Source organism: Vibrio sp. RM-69-4 (genome assembly GCF_024743775.1).
Lineage (GTDB): Bacteria > Pseudomonadota > Gammaproteobacteria > Enterobacterales > Vibrionaceae > Vibrio > Vibrio anguillarum.
On record NZ_JAMQXI010000070.1, the window covers coordinates 134,446 to 153,013 of the forward strand.

Here is an 18,568-nt window from a genome sequence, read left to right on the forward strand (position 1 = left end):
CGACCAGTATACACTGAGCGAGCAATTGATGTAGTTACGGTTTTTGAGAATGAGGTGCCGGGCTTTTAAAGGCGAGATGCAAATGCTCACAGCCAAGCTGGCGACAGTAACGCAGCGTTAATTGTTCACCATGGTTATTCTGCAATGCCAATGCGTTGATACATTCCACAAGATCAGCTTGCTGCTGCTTTTCAAGCTGCAGCTCAAATTGCAGCGCCTCGCGGTACAGCGTATCTGGCACCATGCTTTTCAAACGTCGTCTTAACTCTCGGTAACTGTGTAGCAGCGCTTCTGAACGGCCGATACATTGAGTGACATTTTGCCAGTCAGCATCGGCAACCGTCACTTGTTGCTCATCAAGCCATTTGAGTAGCAGCAATAAGTTGACGTTGCCGTGGAAGTTATTTTGTAAACTTAAGCACGCCTCTTTCACTTCTCGCACGCTGTAGTATTGCAAACTGAATTGCCATAAGCGTTCTAAGGTCAGTGATAATCGTACGTGCTCTTGGCTCATCTTAGCGACTGAATTCCTGCTCTAGTTGTTCGAGTGTCTCTTGTTCCGACATCCATTCCATTTCGATCGCTTCAAGTGCCGATTTACTGCGAGCTTGAAGCGCAATCACTTCGGTAAGTTTAGCTTTGTTTTCGGCTTCATACAGCGAAGTATCAGACAATTGCTCTTCAGTTTGCGCCAGTGCCGCGTTCAATGTGTCCATTTTCGCTTCGAGTTGTGTCAGTTTTTTGCGAATTGGTGCGGTTTGGATGCGAAATTCCGCTTCTCGGCGCTTTTGATCTTTTTTGGCTGCGGCACTGTTGCTGCTGTCTTTGGCAGGTTGCTGAGATTGAACTTCTCTACGTTCCGCTTTCTGTTGTTCTGTCAGCCACTTGTAGTAGTCGGTCAAATCCCCATCGAAAGGCGCGACTTGACGATCGTGCACCAAGTACAAGTCATCGGTGGTTGCGCGCAGTAGATAGCGATCATGGCTGACGATGACCATCGCACCTTCAAAGGTTTGCAGGGCAAACGTTAGGGCTTGACGCATATCCAAGTCTAAGTGGTTGGTGGGTTCATCAAGCAGCAGCAAGTTCGGTTTTTGCCACACAATTAGCGCAAGCACTAAGCGAGCCTTTTCACCCCCGGAAAACGGAGCGATTTTCTCTAGCGCTTTGTCGCCTTGGAAACCAAAACTACCCAGATAATTACGCAGCTCAAGTTCGTTTTTATCTGGGGCGATTTGCATCATGTGCTGCAGAGGGGTCTCTTCTGGATGCAGTGTTTCTAACTGATGCTGGGCAAAGTAACCAATTTTTACACCTTGCGAATAAGTGAGATCGCCGCCTTGTGGTTTTAACTCACCGGAGAGCAATTTAATTAATGTTGATTTACCCGCACCGTTACGCCCGAGTAATCCAATACGGCTTCCCGGTACAAGGTTGAGGCGAATTTTTTCTAAAATTAAACGTTCACCATACCCGGCGTAGACTTCGTCCATCATCATGATTGGGTTAGGCAGTGCTGAAGGCTCTCGAAATTCGAAATTAAATGGGTTATCAAATTGAGCTGGCAGCACTTTTTCCATTCGTTCCAACGCTTTGATACGACTTTGTGCTTGGCGAGCTTTGGAGGCCTTGTAGCGGAAACGGTCGATGTAGCTTTGCATGTGCACCATCTGCTTTTGCTGCTTCTGGTACATGGCTTGCTGCAAGATCAGTTTTTGCGCTCGTTGATTTTCAAACGATGAGTAGTTTCCGGTGTATTCATTCATGGTTTGATTTTCGATATGGATGATGCGTCCGACGATCGGATCAAGAAAATCGCGGTCATGGGAAATCAAGATCAAGGTGCCGGGATAGTTTTGTAACCAACGTTCAAGCCACATGACGGCGTCCAAATCCAAGTGGTTGGTTGGTTCATCAAGCAGCAGTAAATCCGAGCGGCACAACAGCGCTTGCGCTAAGTTTAAGCGCATCCGCCAACCACCTGAAAATTGCGTTAAACTCCATCCCATCTGTTCTTGGCTAAACCCCAAACCATCAAGCAGTTCAGAAGCACGGGCACGAATACTGTATCCGCCGATGGTTTCAATTTTTCCATGCAGCTCTGCAACCAAGGTTCCTTGGTCAGCCTCTTCAGCAACGCTGAGGCGTCGTTCTAATTCACGATATTCACGATCGCCATCGATGACATATTCAATCGCATTGCGATCAAGAGCCGGAGTTTCTTGGGCAACCCAAGCCAGTTCCCAGTGAGCTGGTTTACTGAAGGAGCCAGCGTCAATAGATAGCTCATCTTTGAGTAGGGCAAAGAGCGTTGATTTGCCACAGCCATTTTTGCCTACTAGGCCAACTTTATCTCCCGGCTGGATAGTTGCAGAGGCCTTTTCAAGGAGCGGTTTACCGCCGCGCAGTAATTGAATATCAGAGAAGGTAATCATAAAAATCTATTTTTCATATCGAGACGTTATCGCGTGGAATAGTAGGGGCAATAAGGATAAATGTCGATCATTATGCAAATTGCGTTATTATGCTTAATAACATATTGATAACTATTGGGAGCGCAGACAAAAATGTCCACCACCGTCATGCCTGACCAAATTACACCTAAAATATTGGTGATTTATGCGCATCCTGAGCCATTAAACTCCATCGCCAATCAAACCATGCTGCACAATATTGCGTCACTTTCCCACGTCACAGTACATGACTTGTATGCAACCTATCCCGATTTTTTTATCGATGTGCACGCAGAGCAGCAAAAACTACTTGAGCATGATGTGATTGTGTTTCAACACCCTCTTTATATGTATTCCTGCCCAGCGCTGCTCAAAGAGTGGTTTGATCGCGTGCTTGCCAAAGGGTTTGCCTTCGGCGGACAGACGGCGTTGCATGGTAAATACTGGCGTAGCGTCATCACCACGGGCGGAAAAAAAGAAGCGTTTGATGAGCGGGGCTACAACAAATACCCACTGGATCAAATTCTCCAACCATTTGAATTAACCGCGGCTCTGTGTTGTATGAACTGGATGGAACCGTTAGTTCTCTACTGGTCACGTAATGTGAGTGATATGGAGCGCTATCAACACGCTGAGCATTATCGACACTGGTTGCAACACCCACTGGCCACACAAGGAGAGCTTGATGGCGTTAAGCGGTGATTTTTTACAAAGCAGCGTGGTGTTTTTAACCGCGGCTGTGGTGGCCGTACCGATTGCTCAGCGTGCAGGGCTGGGTTCGGTGCTCGGCTATTTGTTAGCTGGTGTAGCCATAGGCCCTTGGGGGCTGGGTTTAATCAGTGATGTGCAAGCCATATTACACTTTGCTGAATTTGGCGTGGTGCTGCTGTTGTTTCTGATTGGGCTGGAATTAAACCCCAAAAAATTATGGCAGATGCGTGGGCCGATCCTTGGTTTGGGTGGCGCGCAGGTGGTGGTAAGTACCTTAGTCATTGCCAGTATTGCTTATCTATTAGGCGTTAACTGGCAGAGTAGTTTAGTGATTGGTATGGGCCTTGCGCTCTCTTCGACAGCAATCGCATTACGCGTAATTGAAGAACAAGGGCTAACGCGCAGTGAGGCAGGCCAGTCTGGTTTTGCAGTACTGCTTTTTCAAGATATCGCTGTCATCCCGATGTTGGCCTTTTTGCCTTTACTGGCAGGCAACGCCGGTGGAAGCTGGTTAGATGTGATTTGGATGTTGGGTGGCATTACCGCTTTGCTGGTCGGGGGGCATTTTCTATTGAGCCCGCTATTTCGTTATATTGTGACCAGTGGTGTGCGTGAACTTTTTACCGTTGCCGCCTTATTGTTGGTGATTGGGATTGCACTGTTAATGCAGCAGCTTGGCTTGTCAATGGCGCTCGGTACTTTCCTTGCTGGCGTGTTGCTGGCAGAAAGTGAATTTCGCCATGAACTTGAGATCGCGATTGAACCGTTTAAAGGGTTATTGCTCGGGCTATTTTTTATTGCCGTTGGAATGGCGGTTAATTTGGGCTTATTGGCGCAAGCGCCGCTGCAAGTGTTGGCGGCTGTATTAGGTCTAGTGGTGCTGAAAGGAGGAATCCTTTATCTCCTCGCACGTTTATCGGGTACGCGTTCTAAAGCACGCAGCAAAATGGCGGCGATCCTCAGCCAAGGCGGCGAGTTCGCGTTCGTGATTTTCACTGCGGCAAGCGCACAGGGCGTGCTATCACCGGATCAAGTGGCCTTTTTGCTCGTTGTGGTCAGTCTGTCGATGGTCACCACACCTTTATTACTGACGATTCAGGACAAATGGTTTGCGCGAAAATTGAACCTCAGCAGTGACGATGAGATGCATTCCGATGTCGTCAATAAACAGCCGCAAATTATCATTGCGGGTTTTGGCCGTTTTGGGCAAATTGTAGGGCGTTTGATGTACGCCAATAAGATTAAAATTACCGTATTAGAAAGCGATGCCAGTCAAATTAAATTATTGAGAGAGTACGGTTATAACGTTTTTTATGGTGATGCGACTCAACTTGAACTGTTGCGCGCCGCGGGTGCAGAAGAAGCTGAGGCGATTGTCATTTGTACCGATGCGCCCGATGAAGTGATGAAAATTGTCGAGCTTTGTCAGCACCATTTCCCGCAGTTAAAGATCTTAGCTCGCGCTCGTAGCCGGGTAGAGGCGTATCAGTTACTCAGCCATGGGGTCGATAAATACTCGCGGGAAACTTTCTTAGGCGCTTTGGACCTCGGCCGACAAGTACTGGTCGAATTGGGCATGCACCCTTACCAAGCCAAGCGCGCCGAAGCACATTTTAGAAAACTCGATAATGCGATGCTCAAAGAGCTGCTACCGCAACATAACCAAGACAAACAACTCGCACTGCGCGCCAAAGAGGCACGTAAAGAGCTAGAAGAAATATTTGGGCGTGAAATGGATAATGATCGCCAATCTCGTCATTATTGGGAAAAATAACGCCAATCAATATTCAGTTGTAGGATGTAACGTGAAACAGAAAAAACGCTTTATTGCCGGTGCAAAGTGCCCAAGTTGTCAGTCACAAGACACTCTGCGCTGGTGGGTTGAAAACAACATAGAGCTCGTTGAGTGTGTCGAGTGTGACTACCATGAGCAGCGAAAGCCCAAATCTGTAGAAAAAAGTGAACATGCTCGGCAAGAGATGATCGGGATTTTTAAACCAGAATAATTGAGTTTCTGGAATAGATCTTCATAATACGCCTCATACCGATCGATTTCTTAGGTTTGAAGATGACAACCTAGGAACAAACCTCCTTGGAGTTGTTATGAAAATTGAAAAGAACGTGGTTGTAAGCCTAGCCTACCAATTAGTATTGGAAGATGGTGCAGTCGTAGACCAATCAACAGTTGATGCACCACTAGATTACCTTCACGGTCACAACAATCTAATCACTGGCCTTGAAAATGAGTTAGAAGGAAAAGTTGTGGGCGATAAGTTCACAGCAACTATCGCTCCTGAAGAAGCGTACGGTGAATACAACGATGAGCTTGTACAACGTGTACCTGCTGAAGTTTTCCAAGGCGTTGATGAAATTGAAGTGGGTATGCGTTTTCTAGCGGATACTGACCAAGGCCAAATTCCAGTTGAAATCACGGAAGTGGATGGTGACGAAGTAGTAGTTGATGGTAACCACATGTTGGCTGGCCAAACATTAACGTTTGATGTAGAAGTCGTTGCGATTCGCGCTGCAACTGAAGAAGAGATCCAACATGGTCACATTCACCAAGCTGGTGGCTGTGGACATGGTCACGACCACGATCATGATCATGAAGGTGGTTGCTGTGGTGGTGAAGGCCATGACCATGGTGAGAAAAAAGAAGGTTGTTGCGGTGGCGGCAGCTGCGGTTCACATTAATCATTTTTTGGTTGGTAGTGCTAAAGTAGGCAGTAATAACCGACTGATACAATGAAATGGAAAGCGTTAATCGTCATGCGATTAGCGCTTTTTTGTTGCTTGTTAATTATTACAGTACTCACTTGCCGCCTACCTGCAACTTCAAGTTATTTGGGTATAGTTAATGTGTAGAACAGAAGTGTATTGCCTCTCAATTTATTAAGTTAAGGAATTCTCATGTCACAACCTTTTGCTATAGCAATTCATGGCGGCGCCGGAACCATCATTCGTCAACAGATGAGCGAATCATTAAAGCGCGATATTTTGAACACGCTAGAAAGTGCTGTCCGAGCGGGGCATCAAGTACTGGCACAAGGTGGTGATGCACTGGATGCGGTGGTTGAGGCTGTGAAAATACTTGAGGACTCTCCGTTGTTTAACGCAGGAAAAGGTTCGGTGTTAACGCATCAAGAGATGGTGGAGATGGACGCCTCTGTCATGCATGGCAAAATGATGGACGCAGGCGCGGTCGCTGGGGTTCGGCACATTAAAAATCCGGTGCAGCTCGCGCGTGATGTAATGAAGCACAGTGATCATGTGTTGTTGATTGGTGAGGGCGCAGAAGCGTTTGCTTTTACTCAAGGGCATCAATATACAGAACAAGATTACTTTTTTACTGAGCGTCGTTATGAACAGTTGCTAGCGATGAAAAGCAACAATCAATTTGCTTTGTCGGAATCAAAATTCCCAGATGACAAGAAATTTGGCACTGTTGGCGCAGTTGCATTGGATAAACAAGGCAACCTTGCGTCTGCTACTAGTACCGGTGGCATCACGAATAAAAAATTTGGTCGCGTCGGCGATTCTCCCATCATCGGTGCAGGAACGGTGGCTGAAAATGGCAATGTGGCGGTATCGACAACGGGCATGGGGGAATATTTCATTCGTAAAATGGTTGCCAGTGACGTTGCCGCTCGCATGCGTTATTTAAAAGAAGATGTTCATACCGCATGTGAAACCATTATTCAGGGTGAGCTTAAAACGCTCGGTGGTGAGGGTGGATTGATCGCCATTGATGCGCAAGGCGACATTCATTTTGCAATGAACAGTTCTGGTATGTACCGTGCTTGTGTTGATCGTCAAGGAGAGCTGATCGTAAAAATATATTCGGATGAGTAACTTACGTGCCTAATAACTGAATCATTTATTAAGTTATATTTTTATGACATTTTCGTGTTTAAAAAAGGACTGCAAGGAAAAGGATTCGGTGCTAGAATCCTTTTTTAACTAGCAATCAGACTTGGAAAGATGGGAAATAACGTAGTCGTTCTAGGCACCCAATGGGGTGACGAAGGCAAAGGTAAAATCGTAGACCTTTTAACTGAAGATGCAAAATACGTGGTTCGCTACCAAGGCGGCCATAATGCAGGCCACACTTTGGTCATTGACGGTGAAAAAACCGTTCTTCATTTAATTCCATCCGGCATTCTTCGCAATAAAGTGAAATGCATCATCGGCAACGGTGTTGTGCTTTCACCTGACGCACTAATCAATGAAATGAAGCCTCTAGAAGAGCGTGGTATTCCAGTCCGCGAACGTCTTTTCATTTCTGAAGCTTGCCCACTTATTCTTCCTTACCACATTGCGCTTGACCAAGCTCGTGAAACGGCTCGTGGTAAAAAAGCAATTGGTACGACAGGTCGTGGTATCGGTCCTGCTTATGAAGACAAAGTGGCTCGTCGTGGTTTACGCGTTGGTGACTTGTTCGATATGGCTTCATTTGCAGAAAAGCTAAAAGAAGTGATGGAGTTCCATAACTTCCAACTTGAGCATTTCTACAAAGCTGAACCAGTAAGCTACGAATCCGTACTTGAGCAAGCACAAGGCTATGCTGATTTGCTGACTTCGATGGTGATCGACGTGACCGATGAACTTGATGCAGCGCGTAAGCGTGGCGACAAAATCATGTTCGAAGGTGCGCAAGGTACTATGCTTGATATTGACCACGGTACATACCCATACGTAACGTCTTCTAACACGACTGCTGGTGGTGTTGCTGCAGGTTCTGGTTTCGGCCCTCGTCATCTAGGTTATATTCTAGGTATCGCGAAAGCTTACTGTACTCGCGTTGGTGCAGGTCCATTCCCAACCGAATTGGATGATGAAATCGGTAATCACCTAGGCACGAAAGGCCATGAGTTTGGTGCTACAACAGGCCGTAAGCGCCGTTGTGGTTGGTTTGATGCGGTAGCGATGCGTCGCGCCATTCAAATTAACTCAGTCACAGGCTTCTGCTTGACTAAACTTGACGTACTTGATGGTTTAGAAGAGCTAAAAATCTGTACGGGTTACCAAATGCCAGATGGCTCAATTGCTCAAGTATCACCAATGGCAGCTGACGCTTTTGAAGCGGTAACACCTATTTACGAAACTATGCCTGGTTGGTCTGAAAATACTTTCGGTGCTAAATCAATTGATGCCCTGCCACAAGCGGCGCTTGATTACATCAAACGTATTGAAGAGTTGACTGGTGTACCTGTTGACATCGTTTCTACAGGTCCAGATCGTAACGAAACCATTATCAAGGTTCACCCATTTTCAGTTTAATGGTTGATTGATAAACGTTTTTAAAACCGGCTTTCAGAGCCGGTTTTTTTATACCTGTATTGATGATATTTTGTCCTTGGTGTGGCAATAAATGGCCGAATAACGGCAAATTTTGTCTAAAGAGTTTGCCGCACTGGTCGATAAAGTTATCAAGCCCAGCCCTAGATGAAACTGAGGCTATAATTTTAAGGCTATCGATAGACATAAAGAGTGCAGGTATGAAGCTACGAACGGTAGCAGCTTCATTGTTTTTAGCGCTGACCTCATCCTTGAGTCATGCCAACGTGGCGGAAGTGGGTGAGCCAGTCCCTATTTACACCGAAGCTGAACTAATCAAGTTAATTGAGCAAAATAAACATTTAGAGCAAGTCAAGGCCGACAACTGCCAATTGGTAGAAGATATTGTTGCGCGTGCTACTCGCATCAGCCTGCCTTCCTACGAGTTTTTGTATGGAGATATGCTAGCGTGGGGGGTCTGTGTAGATCAAGATGTCGAACTTGGCTTGTACTATATGGAGAATGCAGCTCATCAAGGTTTACCCGCTGCGTTAGAGCAGCTTGGGCGTTATTATTCGCGTGGTACTTTAGTACAGCAGGATAAAGAGCGAGCCATTCCCTATCTGCGTGAAGCCGCTGCGATGGGCAATATTAATGCTCGTATCCATCTAGCTGAGCTTTTGCTGCGTGATTATGGCAGCCCGCTTGATTATGAAGATGCTTATCGCTGGCTTTATAATTCGGTGACTATCGATCAAAGAATACATTCTCGGATCTCTATGCTCCGGCAGGGGTTAGAGCAGCGAATGCCACAAAATGTGGTTGCGCGAGCCAAGCGCAGAGACACGTTTTGGTAGCCTTCATTAGTGCTTTTTTTATTTCGCCCACACGGTTGGGCGAAGTCATTTCTACGCTTTTCCTCTAACGCATTAGCCTATAATAATCAATACGCTGCTGTAGCTTCTGCCGTGAGTCAGTTATACTCTGGCTATCTCTCCTTGCTTTAGCAGGTCTGCCTATGTCTGAAATTATCAATAACGATCCTTTTGCGGATCGAGAATCTAGCAATTACGAAAATCCAATTCCAAGCCGAGAATTCATCCTCGAATTTCTAACCGAAGCCAATGTACCGATGAATCGTAATGATCTTTTTGAGGCATTGGGTTTGTCTGGTGAAGAGCAATACGAAGGGCTACGCCGTCGTTTGCGTGCGATGGAGCGAGATGGCCAATTGGTATTTACGCGTCGCCAATGCTATGCATTGCCAGAAAAACTGGAAATGATCAAAGGTCACGTAATCGGACATAAAGATGGTCATGGGTGGGTTCGTCCTGATGGCAGCGTTAGCAAAGATAACGATGTTTTGCTACCTCATCACCAAATGCGTACCATTATTCATGGCGACTACGTGCTGGTACAACCGACAGGCACGGATAAAAGAGGCCGTAAAGAAGGGCGTTTGGTTCGAGTGTTGGAAGAACGTAAAACCCAACTTGTTGGGCGTTTCTTCCTCGAAAATGGCTACTCTTATGTCGTGCCCGATGATTCACGCATCACTCAAGACATCTTGATCCCTAATGAGCACAAAGGCGGAGCTCGCATGGGGAACGTGGTGGTGATTGAAATTACCGATCGTGGTGCCAGAGCAAGAGGAATGACAGGCAGGGTTGTTGAAGTACTTGGGGAAAATATGGCTCCCGGTATGGAGACACAAATAGCGATTCGCACTCACCAGATCCCTCATGAGTGGCCGCAAGAAGTATTAAAGCAAGTCGAAAACCTGAGAGAAGAAGTTCCAGAAGAGGCGAAGCAAGGGCGCGTGGATTTGCGTCAATTACCTTTAGTGACTATTGATGGTGAAGACGCGCGTGACTTTGATGATGCGGTGTATTGCGAAGCCAAAAAAGGTGGTGGCTGGCGTCTCTGGGTTGCGATTGCTGACGTAAGTTATTATGTGCGCCCCGACACGGCTCTTGATAAAGAAGCGATCAACCGTGGTAACTCAGTTTACTTCCCATCGCAAGTCGTCCCTATGCTACCGGAAGTACTGTCGAACGGTCTTTGTTCACTTAATCCACAAGTCGACCGTCTATGCATGGTGTGCGAGATGACAGTCTCTGCAACGGGCAAAATTTCGGGTTACAAACATTACGAAGCCGTGATGAACTCTCATGCCCGTTTAACTTACAACAAAGTACACGCCATTCTTGAAGGGGATGAAGAGCTACGCGAACGTTATCAAGCCGTGGTTCCTCATCTTGAAGAACTCTATTCGATGTATAAGGTGCTAAAAGCAGCGCGTGATGAGCGTGGCGGTATTGAATTTGAAACGATTGAAACTAAGTTTATTTTTAATGCTGAGCGTAAAATCGACAGCATTGAACCTGTTGTCCGTAATGATGCGCACAAAATAATCGAAGAGTGCATGATCCTCGCTAATATTGCTTCAGCATCGCTGGTGGAAAAAGCGAAAGAGCCCGCTCTGTACCGTATCCATGAATCACCGGGAGAAGAGCGTTTGACCGGCTTTAGGGATTTCTTAGGCGAGCTTGGCTTGAACTTAGCGGGTGGGCTAGAGCCTTCGCCAACCGATTACGCTAACTTAATGAAACAGATTGGTGAGCGCCAAGACAAAGAGTTGATCCAAACCATGCTACTGCGCTCTATGAAGCAGGCTGTGTATAACGCGGATAACTGTGGTCACTTTGGTTTAGCGCTTAAACGCTATGCACACTTTACTTCACCTATTCGTCGCTACCCTGATCTCCTATTGCACCGTGCAATTAAATATCTGATTGCCAAAGAATCGGGCAATCATACCGACCGTTGGACAACCACAGGTGGTTATCACTACTCTTTTGATGATATGGACTTCTATGGTCAGCAATGTTCAATGACAGAACGACGTGCTGATGATGCGACGCGTGAAGTATCCGATTGGCTCAAGTGTGAATACATGCAAGATCATGTAGGCGAAGAGCTTGATGGAGTCATAGCCAACGTGACAGGTTTCGGTTTCTTCGTTCGTTTAACTGAGTTGCACATTGATGGATTGGTCCATATTTCAACGCTAGCGAACGACTACTATCAATTTGATCCAGTGGGACAACGATTGATCGGCGAAAGTTTTGGCAACATCTATCGCTTAGGTGATGCCGTTAAAGTCAAAGTGTTATCCGTCAACTTGGATGATCGTCAAATTGACTTTGAAATCGTGGGCACTAGCCGTAAGCTGCGCGGAGAAGGCAAGACAGCGAAGAAACGTGCAACGGATGCACGAGAGAAAGCACGTGGCAAGAAGGTGACGTCAAGTAAAGGAAAGGCAACTCCTTTAGTTGAAGCGACTAAACGCCCAGATGAAAAAAGTAGTGAAGGCTCAAAACCTGAACGAAAAAAAAGCAAAACAACAAAAGCACGCAAAAAGAAACCCGCGGCCAAAGCAAATAAAGCGCGTGCTAGTAAATAACGATCAATGGGTAAATCATGAGTAACGAATGTATTTATGGTATTCACGCGGTCAGCGCTGTACTTGAAAAAGATCCAGCGCGATTGATAGAAGCGTTTGTACTGAAAGGGCGACAAGATGATCGCCTGCTTCCACTGTTAAATGAACTGCAACATTGCGGTGTCTCTATTCAACAGATGGGACGTAAAACATTGGATGACAAGGCTCAAGGGGCGAATCATCAGGGCATCATTGCTCGTGTAAAACCAGCAAAGCAGCTTAATGAGCATGATTTAGAAGCAATCATCGCACAGCATGAGCAACCGCTATTACTTGTTTTGGATGGTGTTACCGATCCGCATAATCTCGGCGCATGCTTACGTAACGCCGATGCTGCCGGGGTCGCTGCAGTGATCGTACCAAAAGATAAGTCAGCACCAATGACAGCAACGGTCAGCAAAGTCGCTTGTGGCGCGGCTGAAACTGTGCCTTTAGTACGAGTGACGAATCTTGCACGTACCATGCGCGCCCTTCAAGAACAAGGCGTATGGTTTGTTGGCACTGCGGGTGAGGCGACGCATGACATTTACCAAGCCAAACTGACAGGGCCCCTTGCGATTGTTATGGGCGCAGAAGGGGATGGTATGCGCCGTTTAACGCGCGAAACCTGCGATGATCTGATCAAAATACCGATGGCGGGCACCGTTTCTAGCCTAAACGTATCAGTAGCGGCTGGGATCTGTCTGTTTGAAGCAGTGAGACAGCGCCAAGCTGTATAATTGTGCATTAGGGATAAAAGGATAGGGTAGTGAGTGCTCACCTCATCTTTCTATCCCTTCTATTACTTCCTTAGTGGAAGAAGAAATAGATAGTTTATAAGTTTAATTTCTACACAGCGCTTGCATGTGTAATGGTGATCTGTATAATGCACCGCACTGGTTAAATCCAGTTGTGAACCAATGAGCAGTGAGGAGTAAACTGACCTAGCTGTTAGTTTAGTAACGTATACTCAGCTTATGTTCGCAGTTAATACAATTAGCTCTGTTGCGTTTAGTAATAGATTAAAGTTAATCGAAAATTAACTGACAATGTGCCTAATTTTGGCACTACGGTTTCACATAAATCAATCGGCATTCTCTCGTTTTAACGAGTTTGAGTGGCGATATTGTTTGTGTAATTTTTAATTATTGGAGCTCTGTCTCATGCAGAACCAACGTATCCGTATCCGCCTTAAAGCGTTCGATTACAAACTAATCGATGCTTCTACAGCGGAAATCGTTGAAACAGCTAAGCGTACCGGCGCACAGGTTCGTGGTCCTATTCCACTTCCTACTCGTAAAGAGCGTTTCACTGTTCTTATCTCTCCACACGTCAACAAAGATGCTCGTGATCAGTACGAAATTCGTACTCACAAACGTCTAATCGACATCGTTGAGCCAACAGATAAAACTGTTGATGCACTGATGCGCCTAGATCTAGCTGCTGGCGTTGACGTACAAATCAGCCTAGGTTAAGGGAGATTAGAAGAATGATTGGTCTAGTCGGACGTAAAGTGGGTATGACCCGCGTATTTACTGAAGAAGGCGTTTCTATCCCAGTAACTGTTGTTGAGGTTGAAGCAAACCGTATTTCTCAAGTGAAAACTCTTGAGACTGACGGCTATGCAGCAATCCAGGTAACTACTGGTACTAAGAAAGCCAACCGTGTAACTAAACCAGAAGCTGGTCACTTTGCGAAAGCAGGTGTAGAAGCTGGTCGCGGTCTTTGGGAATTCCGTTTAGAAAACGGCGAAGAGTTTGAAGTTGGCACTGAGCTAAATGTAGAACTTTTCAACGAAGTTAAAAAAGTAGACGTTACTGGTACATCTAAAGGTAAAGGTTTCCAAGGTGCTGTTAAGCGCTGGAATTTCCGTACCCAAGATATGACTCACGGTAACTCTTTGTCTCACCGTGCACCGGGTTCAATTGGCCAATGTCAAACTCCAGGTCGCGTGTTCAAAGGCAAAAAAATGGCAGGTCACATGGGTGCTGAGCGTGTAACGACTCAAAACCTAGAGATCGTACGTGTTGACGCTGAGCGCAATCTGCTTCTTATTAAAGGTGCAGTACCAGGTGCAACTGGCGCTAACGTGATCGTCAAACCAGCTATTAAAGCATAACGTCTAGGAGTAAGTAATGGAATTGATGGTTAAAGGTGCTAACGCACTAACTGTTTCCGAAACTACTTTCGGACGTGAGTTCAACGAAGCCCTTGTACATCAAGTAGTTGTTGCGTATGCAGCAGGTGCTCGTCAAGGTACTCGTGCTCAAAAGACACGTTCAGAAGTTTCTGGCGGTGGCGCTAAGCCATGGCGTCAAAAAGGTACTGGCCGTGCACGTGCTGGTACAATTCGTAGCCCAATCTGGCGTACAGGTGGTGTTACTTTTGCTGCGAAACCACAAGATCACAGCCAAAAAGTAAACAAAAAAATGTACCGCGGTGCTATGAAGAGCATTCTTTCTGAACTAGTTCGTCAAGAGCGTTTAATCGTTGTTGATAACTTCTCAGTAGAAGCACCAAAAACTAAAGAGCTATTAGCTAAGCTTAAAGAACTTGAGCTTAACGATGTACTCATCGTTACTGGCGAAGTAGACGAGAATCTATTCTTAGCTGCTCGCAACCTATATAAAGTTGACGCACGTGACGTAGCGGGTCTTGACCCAGTTAGCCTAATTGCGTTTGACAAGGTTCTAATGACTGCAGAAGCAGTTAAGCAAGTTGAGGAGATGCTGGCATGATCAGTGAAGAGCGTCTACTAAAAGTTCTACGTGCACCGCACATCTCTGAAAAAGCAACTATGACTGCTGAGAAAGCGAACACTATCGTTTTCAAAGTAGCAAAAGATGCAACTAAGAAAGAGATCAAAGCAGCTGTAGAAAAGCTATTTGAAGTTGAAGTTAAGTCTGTAAATACTCTTATCACTAAGGGTAAGACCAAACGTCAAGGTCTACGCCAAGGTCGCCGCAGCGACGTTAAAAAAGCGTATGTGACTTTGAAAGAAGGTCAAGATCTTGACTTTGTTGGCGGCGCGGAATAACAGGAGTAGTTGAATAATGGCTATTGTTAAATGTAAGCCGACTTCCCCTGGTCGTCGTCACGTCGTTAAAGTTGTTAACGCTGACCTACACAAGGGTAAGCCATACGCACCTCTTCTAGAGAAAAACTCTAAGAATGGTGGTCGTAACAACAACGGTCGTATCACAGTACGTCATATCGGTGGTGGTCATAAGCAACACTATCGTTTGGTTGACTTCAAACGTACTAAAGATGGCATCCCAGCGAAAGTTGAGCGTCTAGAATACGATCCAAACCGTAGCGCAAATATCGCTCTAGTTCTGTACGCAGACGGCGAGCGTCGTTACATTATCGCACCTAAAGGTGTTCAAGCTGGTGATACAATCCAGTCTGGTGTTGATGCGCCAATTAAAGCAGGTAACACTCTGCCAATGCGCAACATCCCAGTGGGTTCTACTATTCACTGTGTTGAACTTAAGCCTGGTAAAGGTGCACAGCTAGCTCGTTCGGCTGGTGCATATGCTCAACTTGTCGCTCGCGACGGTACTTATGCAACTATCCGCCTACGTTCTGGTGAAATGCGCAAAGTACTTTCTGAAGGCCGTGCAACAATCGGTGAAGTTGGTAACTCTGAGCACATGCTACGTGAACTAGGTAAAGCTGGTGCTTCACGCTGGCGCGGCGTACGTCCAACTGTACGTGGTGTAGTAATGAACCCGGTTGACCACCCACACGGTGGTGGTGAAGGCCGCACATCTGGTGGTCGTCACCCAGTATCTCCTTGGGGTATGCCTACTAAGGGCTTCAAGACTCGTAGCAACAAACGCACCGACAAGTACATCGTACGTCGTCGTAATAAGTAATCTATATAAGAGGATAAGCCATGCCACGTTCTCTCAAGAAAGGTCCATTTATTGACCTACACTTGCTGAAGAAGGTAGAGAAAGCGGTGGAAAGCGGAGACAAAAAGCCTATTAAGACTTGGTCCCGTCGTTCAATGATCATTCCATCAATGATTGGTTTGACCATCGCTGTCCATAATGGTCGTCAGCACGTTCCAGTATTTGTCACTGATGAAATGATCGGTCACAAACTGGGCGAATTCGCACCAACTCGTACTTACCGTGGTCACGCTGCGGATAAGAAAGCTAAGAAGCGCTAAGGAGTAAATGATGGAAGCTATTGCTAAACATAACTTTGCTCGCATTTCTCCTCAGAAAGCTCGCTTAGTTGCAGATCTAATCCGTGGTAAATCTGTGGATCAGGCTCTTGAAATCCTAACTTTCAGCAACAAAAAAGCGGCTGTATTAGTTAAGAAAGTTCTAGAGTCAGCTATCGCTAACGCAGAACACAACGAAGGTGCAGATATCGACGATCTTAATGTCGCTAAAATCTTCGTAGATGAGGGCCCGGTCATGAAGCGTATTATGCCTCGTGCAAAAGGCCGTGCGGATCGTATCTTGAAGCGTTCAAGCCACATCACTGTTGTTGTAGCAGACCGCTAAGAGACTAGGAGAGTAAGCAATGGGTCAGAAAGTACATCCTAATGGTATTCGTCTTGGCATCGTTAAGCCTTGGAATGCTACATGGTTTGCTAACACCAAAGATTTCGCTGACAACCTAGACGGCGACTTCAAGGTACGTCAGTTCCTTACTAAGGAACTTTCAAAAGCGTCTCTATCACGCATCGTTATCGAGCGTCCTGCTAAGAGCATTCGTGTGACTATCCACACTGCTCGCCCAGGCGTTGTTATCGGTAAGAAAGGTGAAGACGTTGAGAAGCTACGCGCAGCTGTAGCTAAAATTGCAGGTGTACCAGCGCAAATTAACATCGCTGAAGTACGTAAGCCTGAGCTAGACGGCCAATTAGTGGCTGATAGCATCGCGTCTCAACTAGAGCGTCGCGTTATGTTCCGTCGTGCTATGAAGCGTGCGGTACAAAATGCTATGCGTCTAGGCGCTAAAGGTATCAAAGTGGAAGTAAGCGGTCGTCTTGGCGGCGCTGAAATTGCACGTTCTGAGTGGTACCGTGAAGGCCGTGTGCCTCTACACACTCTACGTGCTGACATTGATTACGCAACTTCTTCGGCTCACACTCAATACGGTGTGATCGGCGTTAAAGTTTGGATCTTCAAGGGTGAAATCCTTGGTGGTATGCCAGCTGCAAACGCTGTTGAGCCAAAGGCTGACAAGCCTAAGAAGCAGCGTAAAGGCCGTAAGTAAGGAGTCGACTGATGCTACAACCTAAACGCACTAAGTTCCGTAAGGTTCATACTGGTCGCAACCGCGGTCTAGCTAAAGGTACTGACGTAAGCTTCGGTACATTTGGTCTTAAAGCCGTTGGACGTGGTCGTCTAACTGCTCGTCAGATCGAAGCGGCACGTCGTGCAATGACACGTCACGTTAAGCGTCAAGGTAAAATCTGGATCCGTGTGTTCCCAGATAAGCCAATCACTGAAAAACCACTAGAAGTTCGTCAAGGTAAGGGTAAAGGTAACGTTGAGTACTGGGTAGCCCAAATCCAACCTGGTAAGGTTATGTACGAAATGGACGGTGTACCTGAAGAATTGGCACGTGAAGCGTTCCGCCTAGCGGCTCGTAAACTGCCATTCAAAACTACATTCGTAATTAAACAGGTGATGTGATGAAAGCACTAGATCTACGCGCAAAAAGCGCTGAAGAGCTTAACGCTGAGCTACTGAATTTGCTACGTGAACAGTTCAACTTGCGCATGCAAGCTGCAACTGGTCAACTACAGCAAACTCATACTTTGAAAGCTGTACGCCGTGATATCGCACGCGTTAAAACTGTTTTGACTGAGAAGGCAGGCGAATAATGAGCGACAAAATTCGTACTCAACTAGGTCGTGTTATTAGTGACAAGATGGATAAATCTATCACTGTTGCTATCGAGCGCATGGTGAAACACCCAATTTACGGTAAATTCGTAAAGCGTACGACTAAAGTACACGCACATGACGAAAACAACGAGTGTGGCCTAGGCGATACCGTTGAGATTCGTGAGTGTCGTCCTCTGTCTAAGACTAAGTCTTGGACATTGGTTAAAGTTATAGAAAAAGCGAAGATGTAATCATCGTTATTCTATGATTTTAAACGGCTCCAAAGTTTTTTTGGAGCCGTTTATTTTTTGTCTACCCAATCTTAGGAAAGGGTGGTACAATTCGCGTCCCTTTTAAAGAGGCAGCCCGACCCGAGAGGGTCTAGTTTTAATATTTAGCGGAGCACTAACAATGATCCAAATGCAAAGTACACTTGATGCAGCTGATAACTCAGGCGCGCGCAAGGTAATGTGTATTAAGGTTCTGGGTGGCTCTCACCGCCGTTATGCACATATCGGTGACATCATCAAAGTTACAGTGAAGGAAGCAATTCCTCGCGGTAAAGTTAAAAAAGGTGATGTACTGAAGGCGGTGGTAGTTCGCACCCGTAAAGGCGTACGTCGTCCAGACGGTTCTGTCATTCGCTTCGACCGTAATGCTTGCGTATTGTTGAACAATAATACAGAGCAACCTATCGGTACACGTATCTTTGGTCCAGTGACTCGTGAACTTCGCAATGCGAAATTTATGAAAATCGTGTCACTAGCACCTGAAGTTCTGTAAGGAGCG

Annotated in this window: 23 protein-coding genes; 21 read left to right on the forward strand and 2 right to left on the reverse strand. The window is 46.2% G+C overall.

The genetic code is table 11. The annotated features are described in order from the left end of the window. Window positions 1-34 precede the first annotated feature (34 nt). Together NB504_RS11050 and NB504_RS11055 are read right to left on the reverse strand one after the other, a co-directional pair. The gene (locus tag NB504_RS11050; protein ID WP_047690537.1) at window positions 35-514 is read right to left on the reverse strand and encodes a TIGR02444 family protein; all 480 of its coding nucleotides are present in this window, start codon (window positions 512-514) and stop codon (window positions 35-37) included. A gap of 1 nt (window position 515) precedes the next feature. Continuing rightward, on the reverse strand, window positions 516-2,435 hold the full coding sequence (locus NB504_RS11055) for an ABC transporter ATP-binding protein (protein WP_017049199.1): 1,920 nt from the start codon (window positions 2,433-2,435) through the stop codon (window positions 516-518). Between the two features lie 132 nt (window positions 2,436-2,567). Here NB504_RS11055 and kefG point away from each other — a divergent pair, with 132 nt between their 5' ends. The 21 genes from kefG to rplN all read left to right on the forward strand — a co-directional run bounded on the left by kefG (window position 2,568) and on the right by rplN (window position 18,562). Continuing rightward, window positions 2,568-3,155, forward strand: coding sequence for a glutathione-regulated potassium-efflux system ancillary protein KefG (gene kefG / locus NB504_RS11060; RefSeq protein WP_174223808.1), 588 nt, complete (start codon window positions 2,568-2,570; stop codon window positions 3,153-3,155). Next, window positions 3,139-4,938 (forward strand): glutathione-regulated potassium-efflux system protein KefB, encoded by a 1,800-nt coding sequence (kefB, locus tag NB504_RS11065; protein WP_013855911.1) that lies wholly within the window; start codon window positions 3,139-3,141, stop codon window positions 4,936-4,938. The genes kefG and kefB overlap by 17 nt, the downstream gene beginning before the upstream one ends. 31 nt (window positions 4,939-4,969) lie before the next feature. Continuing rightward, on the forward strand, window positions 4,970-5,170 hold the full coding sequence (locus NB504_RS11070) for a YheV family putative zinc ribbon protein (RefSeq protein ID WP_010318749.1): 201 nt from the start codon (window positions 4,970-4,972) through the stop codon (window positions 5,168-5,170). A gap of 97 nt (window positions 5,171-5,267) precedes the next feature. Next, on the forward strand, window positions 5,268-5,858 hold the full coding sequence (gene slyD, locus NB504_RS11075) for a peptidylprolyl isomerase (protein WP_088732892.1): 591 nt from the start codon (window positions 5,268-5,270) through the stop codon (window positions 5,856-5,858). 216 nt (window positions 5,859-6,074) lie between these two features. Next, window positions 6,075-7,016 (forward strand): isoaspartyl peptidase/L-asparaginase family protein, encoded by a 942-nt coding sequence (locus tag NB504_RS11080; protein ID WP_013855914.1) that lies wholly within the window; start codon window positions 6,075-6,077, stop codon window positions 7,014-7,016. 129 nt (window positions 7,017-7,145) lie between these two features. Beyond that, complete coding sequence (locus NB504_RS11085) at window positions 7,146-8,444, forward strand: adenylosuccinate synthase (RefSeq protein ID WP_013855915.1); 1,299 nt, start codon at window positions 7,146-7,148, stop codon at window positions 8,442-8,444. Window positions 8,445-8,662: 218 nt separating this feature from the next. Continuing rightward, window positions 8,663-9,298, forward strand: coding sequence for a flagellar protein MotX (motX, locus tag NB504_RS11090; RefSeq protein WP_013855917.1), 636 nt, complete (start codon window positions 8,663-8,665; stop codon window positions 9,296-9,298). A gap of 161 nt (window positions 9,299-9,459) precedes the next feature. Beyond that, window positions 9,460-11,907: a ribonuclease R gene (gene rnr, locus NB504_RS11095; RefSeq protein WP_258428911.1), complete on the forward strand. Its 2,448-nt coding sequence runs from the start codon at window positions 9,460-9,462 to the stop codon at window positions 11,905-11,907. 17 nt (window positions 11,908-11,924) lie between these two features. Continuing rightward, window positions 11,925-12,665, forward strand: a complete 741-nt coding sequence (gene rlmB / locus NB504_RS11100) for a 23S rRNA (guanosine(2251)-2'-O)-methyltransferase RlmB (protein ID WP_017042851.1) — start codon at window positions 11,925-11,927, stop codon at window positions 12,663-12,665. 423 nt (window positions 12,666-13,088) lie between these two features. Continuing rightward, window positions 13,089-13,400, forward strand: a complete 312-nt coding sequence (rpsJ, locus tag NB504_RS11105) for a 30S ribosomal protein S10 (protein ID WP_001181007.1) — start codon at window positions 13,089-13,091, stop codon at window positions 13,398-13,400. 14 nt (window positions 13,401-13,414) lie between these two features. Further along, window positions 13,415-14,044, forward strand: a complete 630-nt coding sequence (gene rplC, locus NB504_RS11110) for a 50S ribosomal protein L3 (protein WP_013855921.1) — start codon at window positions 13,415-13,417, stop codon at window positions 14,042-14,044. Window positions 14,045-14,060: 16 nt separating this feature from the next. Continuing rightward, a complete protein-coding gene (rplD, locus tag NB504_RS11115) occupies window positions 14,061-14,663 on the forward strand; it encodes a 50S ribosomal protein L4 (RefSeq protein WP_010318759.1) in 603 nt (200 codons plus the stop codon). After that, a complete protein-coding gene (gene rplW / locus NB504_RS11120) occupies window positions 14,660-14,962 on the forward strand; it encodes a 50S ribosomal protein L23 (protein WP_010318760.1) in 303 nt (100 codons plus the stop codon). The genes rplD and rplW overlap by 4 nt, the downstream gene beginning before the upstream one ends. A 16-nt stretch (window positions 14,963-14,978) precedes the next feature. Continuing rightward, window positions 14,979-15,803 (forward strand): 50S ribosomal protein L2, encoded by an 825-nt coding sequence (rplB, locus tag NB504_RS11125; protein WP_013855922.1) that lies wholly within the window; start codon window positions 14,979-14,981, stop codon window positions 15,801-15,803. Between the two features lie 20 nt (window positions 15,804-15,823). Continuing rightward, on the forward strand, window positions 15,824-16,102 hold the full coding sequence (gene rpsS / locus NB504_RS11130; protein ID WP_010318762.1) for a 30S ribosomal protein S19: 279 nt from the start codon (window positions 15,824-15,826) through the stop codon (window positions 16,100-16,102). A gap of 10 nt (window positions 16,103-16,112) precedes the next feature. Next, entirely contained in the window at window positions 16,113-16,445 is a 333-nt protein-coding gene (gene rplV / locus NB504_RS11135) for a 50S ribosomal protein L22 (protein ID WP_026027327.1), read from the forward strand. A gap of 19 nt (window positions 16,446-16,464) precedes the next feature. Then, on the forward strand, window positions 16,465-17,163 hold the full coding sequence (gene rpsC / locus NB504_RS11140; protein ID WP_010318764.1) for a 30S ribosomal protein S3: 699 nt from the start codon (window positions 16,465-16,467) through the stop codon (window positions 17,161-17,163). 11 nt (window positions 17,164-17,174) lie between these two features. Then, window positions 17,175-17,585, forward strand: a complete 411-nt coding sequence (rplP, locus tag NB504_RS11145) for a 50S ribosomal protein L16 (protein WP_010318765.1) — start codon at window positions 17,175-17,177, stop codon at window positions 17,583-17,585. Next, the gene (gene rpmC, locus NB504_RS11150) at window positions 17,585-17,776 is read left to right on the forward strand and encodes a 50S ribosomal protein L29 (RefSeq protein WP_010318766.1); all 192 of its coding nucleotides are present in this window, start codon (window positions 17,585-17,587) and stop codon (window positions 17,774-17,776) included. The genes rplP and rpmC overlap by 1 nt, the downstream gene beginning before the upstream one ends. After that, window positions 17,776-18,030: a 30S ribosomal protein S17 gene (gene rpsQ / locus NB504_RS11155; protein WP_013855925.1), complete on the forward strand. Its 255-nt coding sequence runs from the start codon at window positions 17,776-17,778 to the stop codon at window positions 18,028-18,030. The genes rpmC and rpsQ overlap by 1 nt, the downstream gene beginning before the upstream one ends. Window positions 18,031-18,190: 160 nt before the next feature. Further along, the gene (gene rplN / locus NB504_RS11160) at window positions 18,191-18,562 is read left to right on the forward strand and encodes a 50S ribosomal protein L14 (protein WP_010318768.1); all 372 of its coding nucleotides are present in this window, start codon (window positions 18,191-18,193) and stop codon (window positions 18,560-18,562) included. The last annotated feature ends 6 nt before the right edge of the window (window positions 18,563-18,568 follow it).

Coding starts and splice junctions, on each gene's coding strand:
- NB504_RS11050 (WP_047690537.1), bottom strand. CDS start 514: ATGAGCCAAGAGCACGTACGATTATCACTGACCTTAGAACGCTTATGG.
- NB504_RS11055 (WP_017049199.1), bottom strand. CDS start 2,435: ATGATTACCTTCTCTGATATTCAATTACTGCGCGGCGGTAAACCGCTC.
- kefG (WP_174223808.1), top strand. CDS start 2,568: ATGTCCACCACCGTCATGCCTGACCAAATTACACCTAAAATATTGGTG.
- kefB (WP_013855911.1), top strand. CDS start 3,139: ATGGCGTTAAGCGGTGATTTTTTACAAAGCAGCGTGGTGTTTTTAACC.
- slyD (WP_088732892.1), top strand. CDS start 5,268: ATGAAAATTGAAAAGAACGTGGTTGTAAGCCTAGCCTACCAATTAGTA.
- NB504_RS11080 (WP_013855914.1), top strand. CDS start 6,075: ATGTCACAACCTTTTGCTATAGCAATTCATGGCGGCGCCGGAACCATC.
- NB504_RS11085 (WP_013855915.1), top strand. CDS start 7,146: ATGGGAAATAACGTAGTCGTTCTAGGCACCCAATGGGGTGACGAAGGC.
- motX (WP_013855917.1), top strand. CDS start 8,663: ATGAAGCTACGAACGGTAGCAGCTTCATTGTTTTTAGCGCTGACCTCA.
- rnr (WP_258428911.1), top strand. CDS start 9,460: ATGTCTGAAATTATCAATAACGATCCTTTTGCGGATCGAGAATCTAGC.
- rlmB (WP_017042851.1), top strand. CDS start 11,925: ATGAGTAACGAATGTATTTATGGTATTCACGCGGTCAGCGCTGTACTT.
- rpsJ (WP_001181007.1), top strand. CDS start 13,089: ATGCAGAACCAACGTATCCGTATCCGCCTTAAAGCGTTCGATTACAAA.
- rplC (WP_013855921.1), top strand. CDS start 13,415: ATGATTGGTCTAGTCGGACGTAAAGTGGGTATGACCCGCGTATTTACT.
- rplD (WP_010318759.1), top strand. CDS start 14,061: ATGGAATTGATGGTTAAAGGTGCTAACGCACTAACTGTTTCCGAAACT.
- rplW (WP_010318760.1), top strand. CDS start 14,660: ATGATCAGTGAAGAGCGTCTACTAAAAGTTCTACGTGCACCGCACATC.
- rplB (WP_013855922.1), top strand. CDS start 14,979: ATGGCTATTGTTAAATGTAAGCCGACTTCCCCTGGTCGTCGTCACGTC.
- rpsS (WP_010318762.1), top strand. CDS start 15,824: ATGCCACGTTCTCTCAAGAAAGGTCCATTTATTGACCTACACTTGCTG.
- rplV (WP_026027327.1), top strand. CDS start 16,113: ATGGAAGCTATTGCTAAACATAACTTTGCTCGCATTTCTCCTCAGAAA.
- rpsC (WP_010318764.1), top strand. CDS start 16,465: ATGGGTCAGAAAGTACATCCTAATGGTATTCGTCTTGGCATCGTTAAG.
- rplP (WP_010318765.1), top strand. CDS start 17,175: ATGCTACAACCTAAACGCACTAAGTTCCGTAAGGTTCATACTGGTCGC.
- rpmC (WP_010318766.1), top strand. CDS start 17,585: ATGAAAGCACTAGATCTACGCGCAAAAAGCGCTGAAGAGCTTAACGCT.
- rpsQ (WP_013855925.1), top strand. CDS start 17,776: ATGAGCGACAAAATTCGTACTCAACTAGGTCGTGTTATTAGTGACAAG.
- rplN (WP_010318768.1), top strand. CDS start 18,191: ATGATCCAAATGCAAAGTACACTTGATGCAGCTGATAACTCAGGCGCG.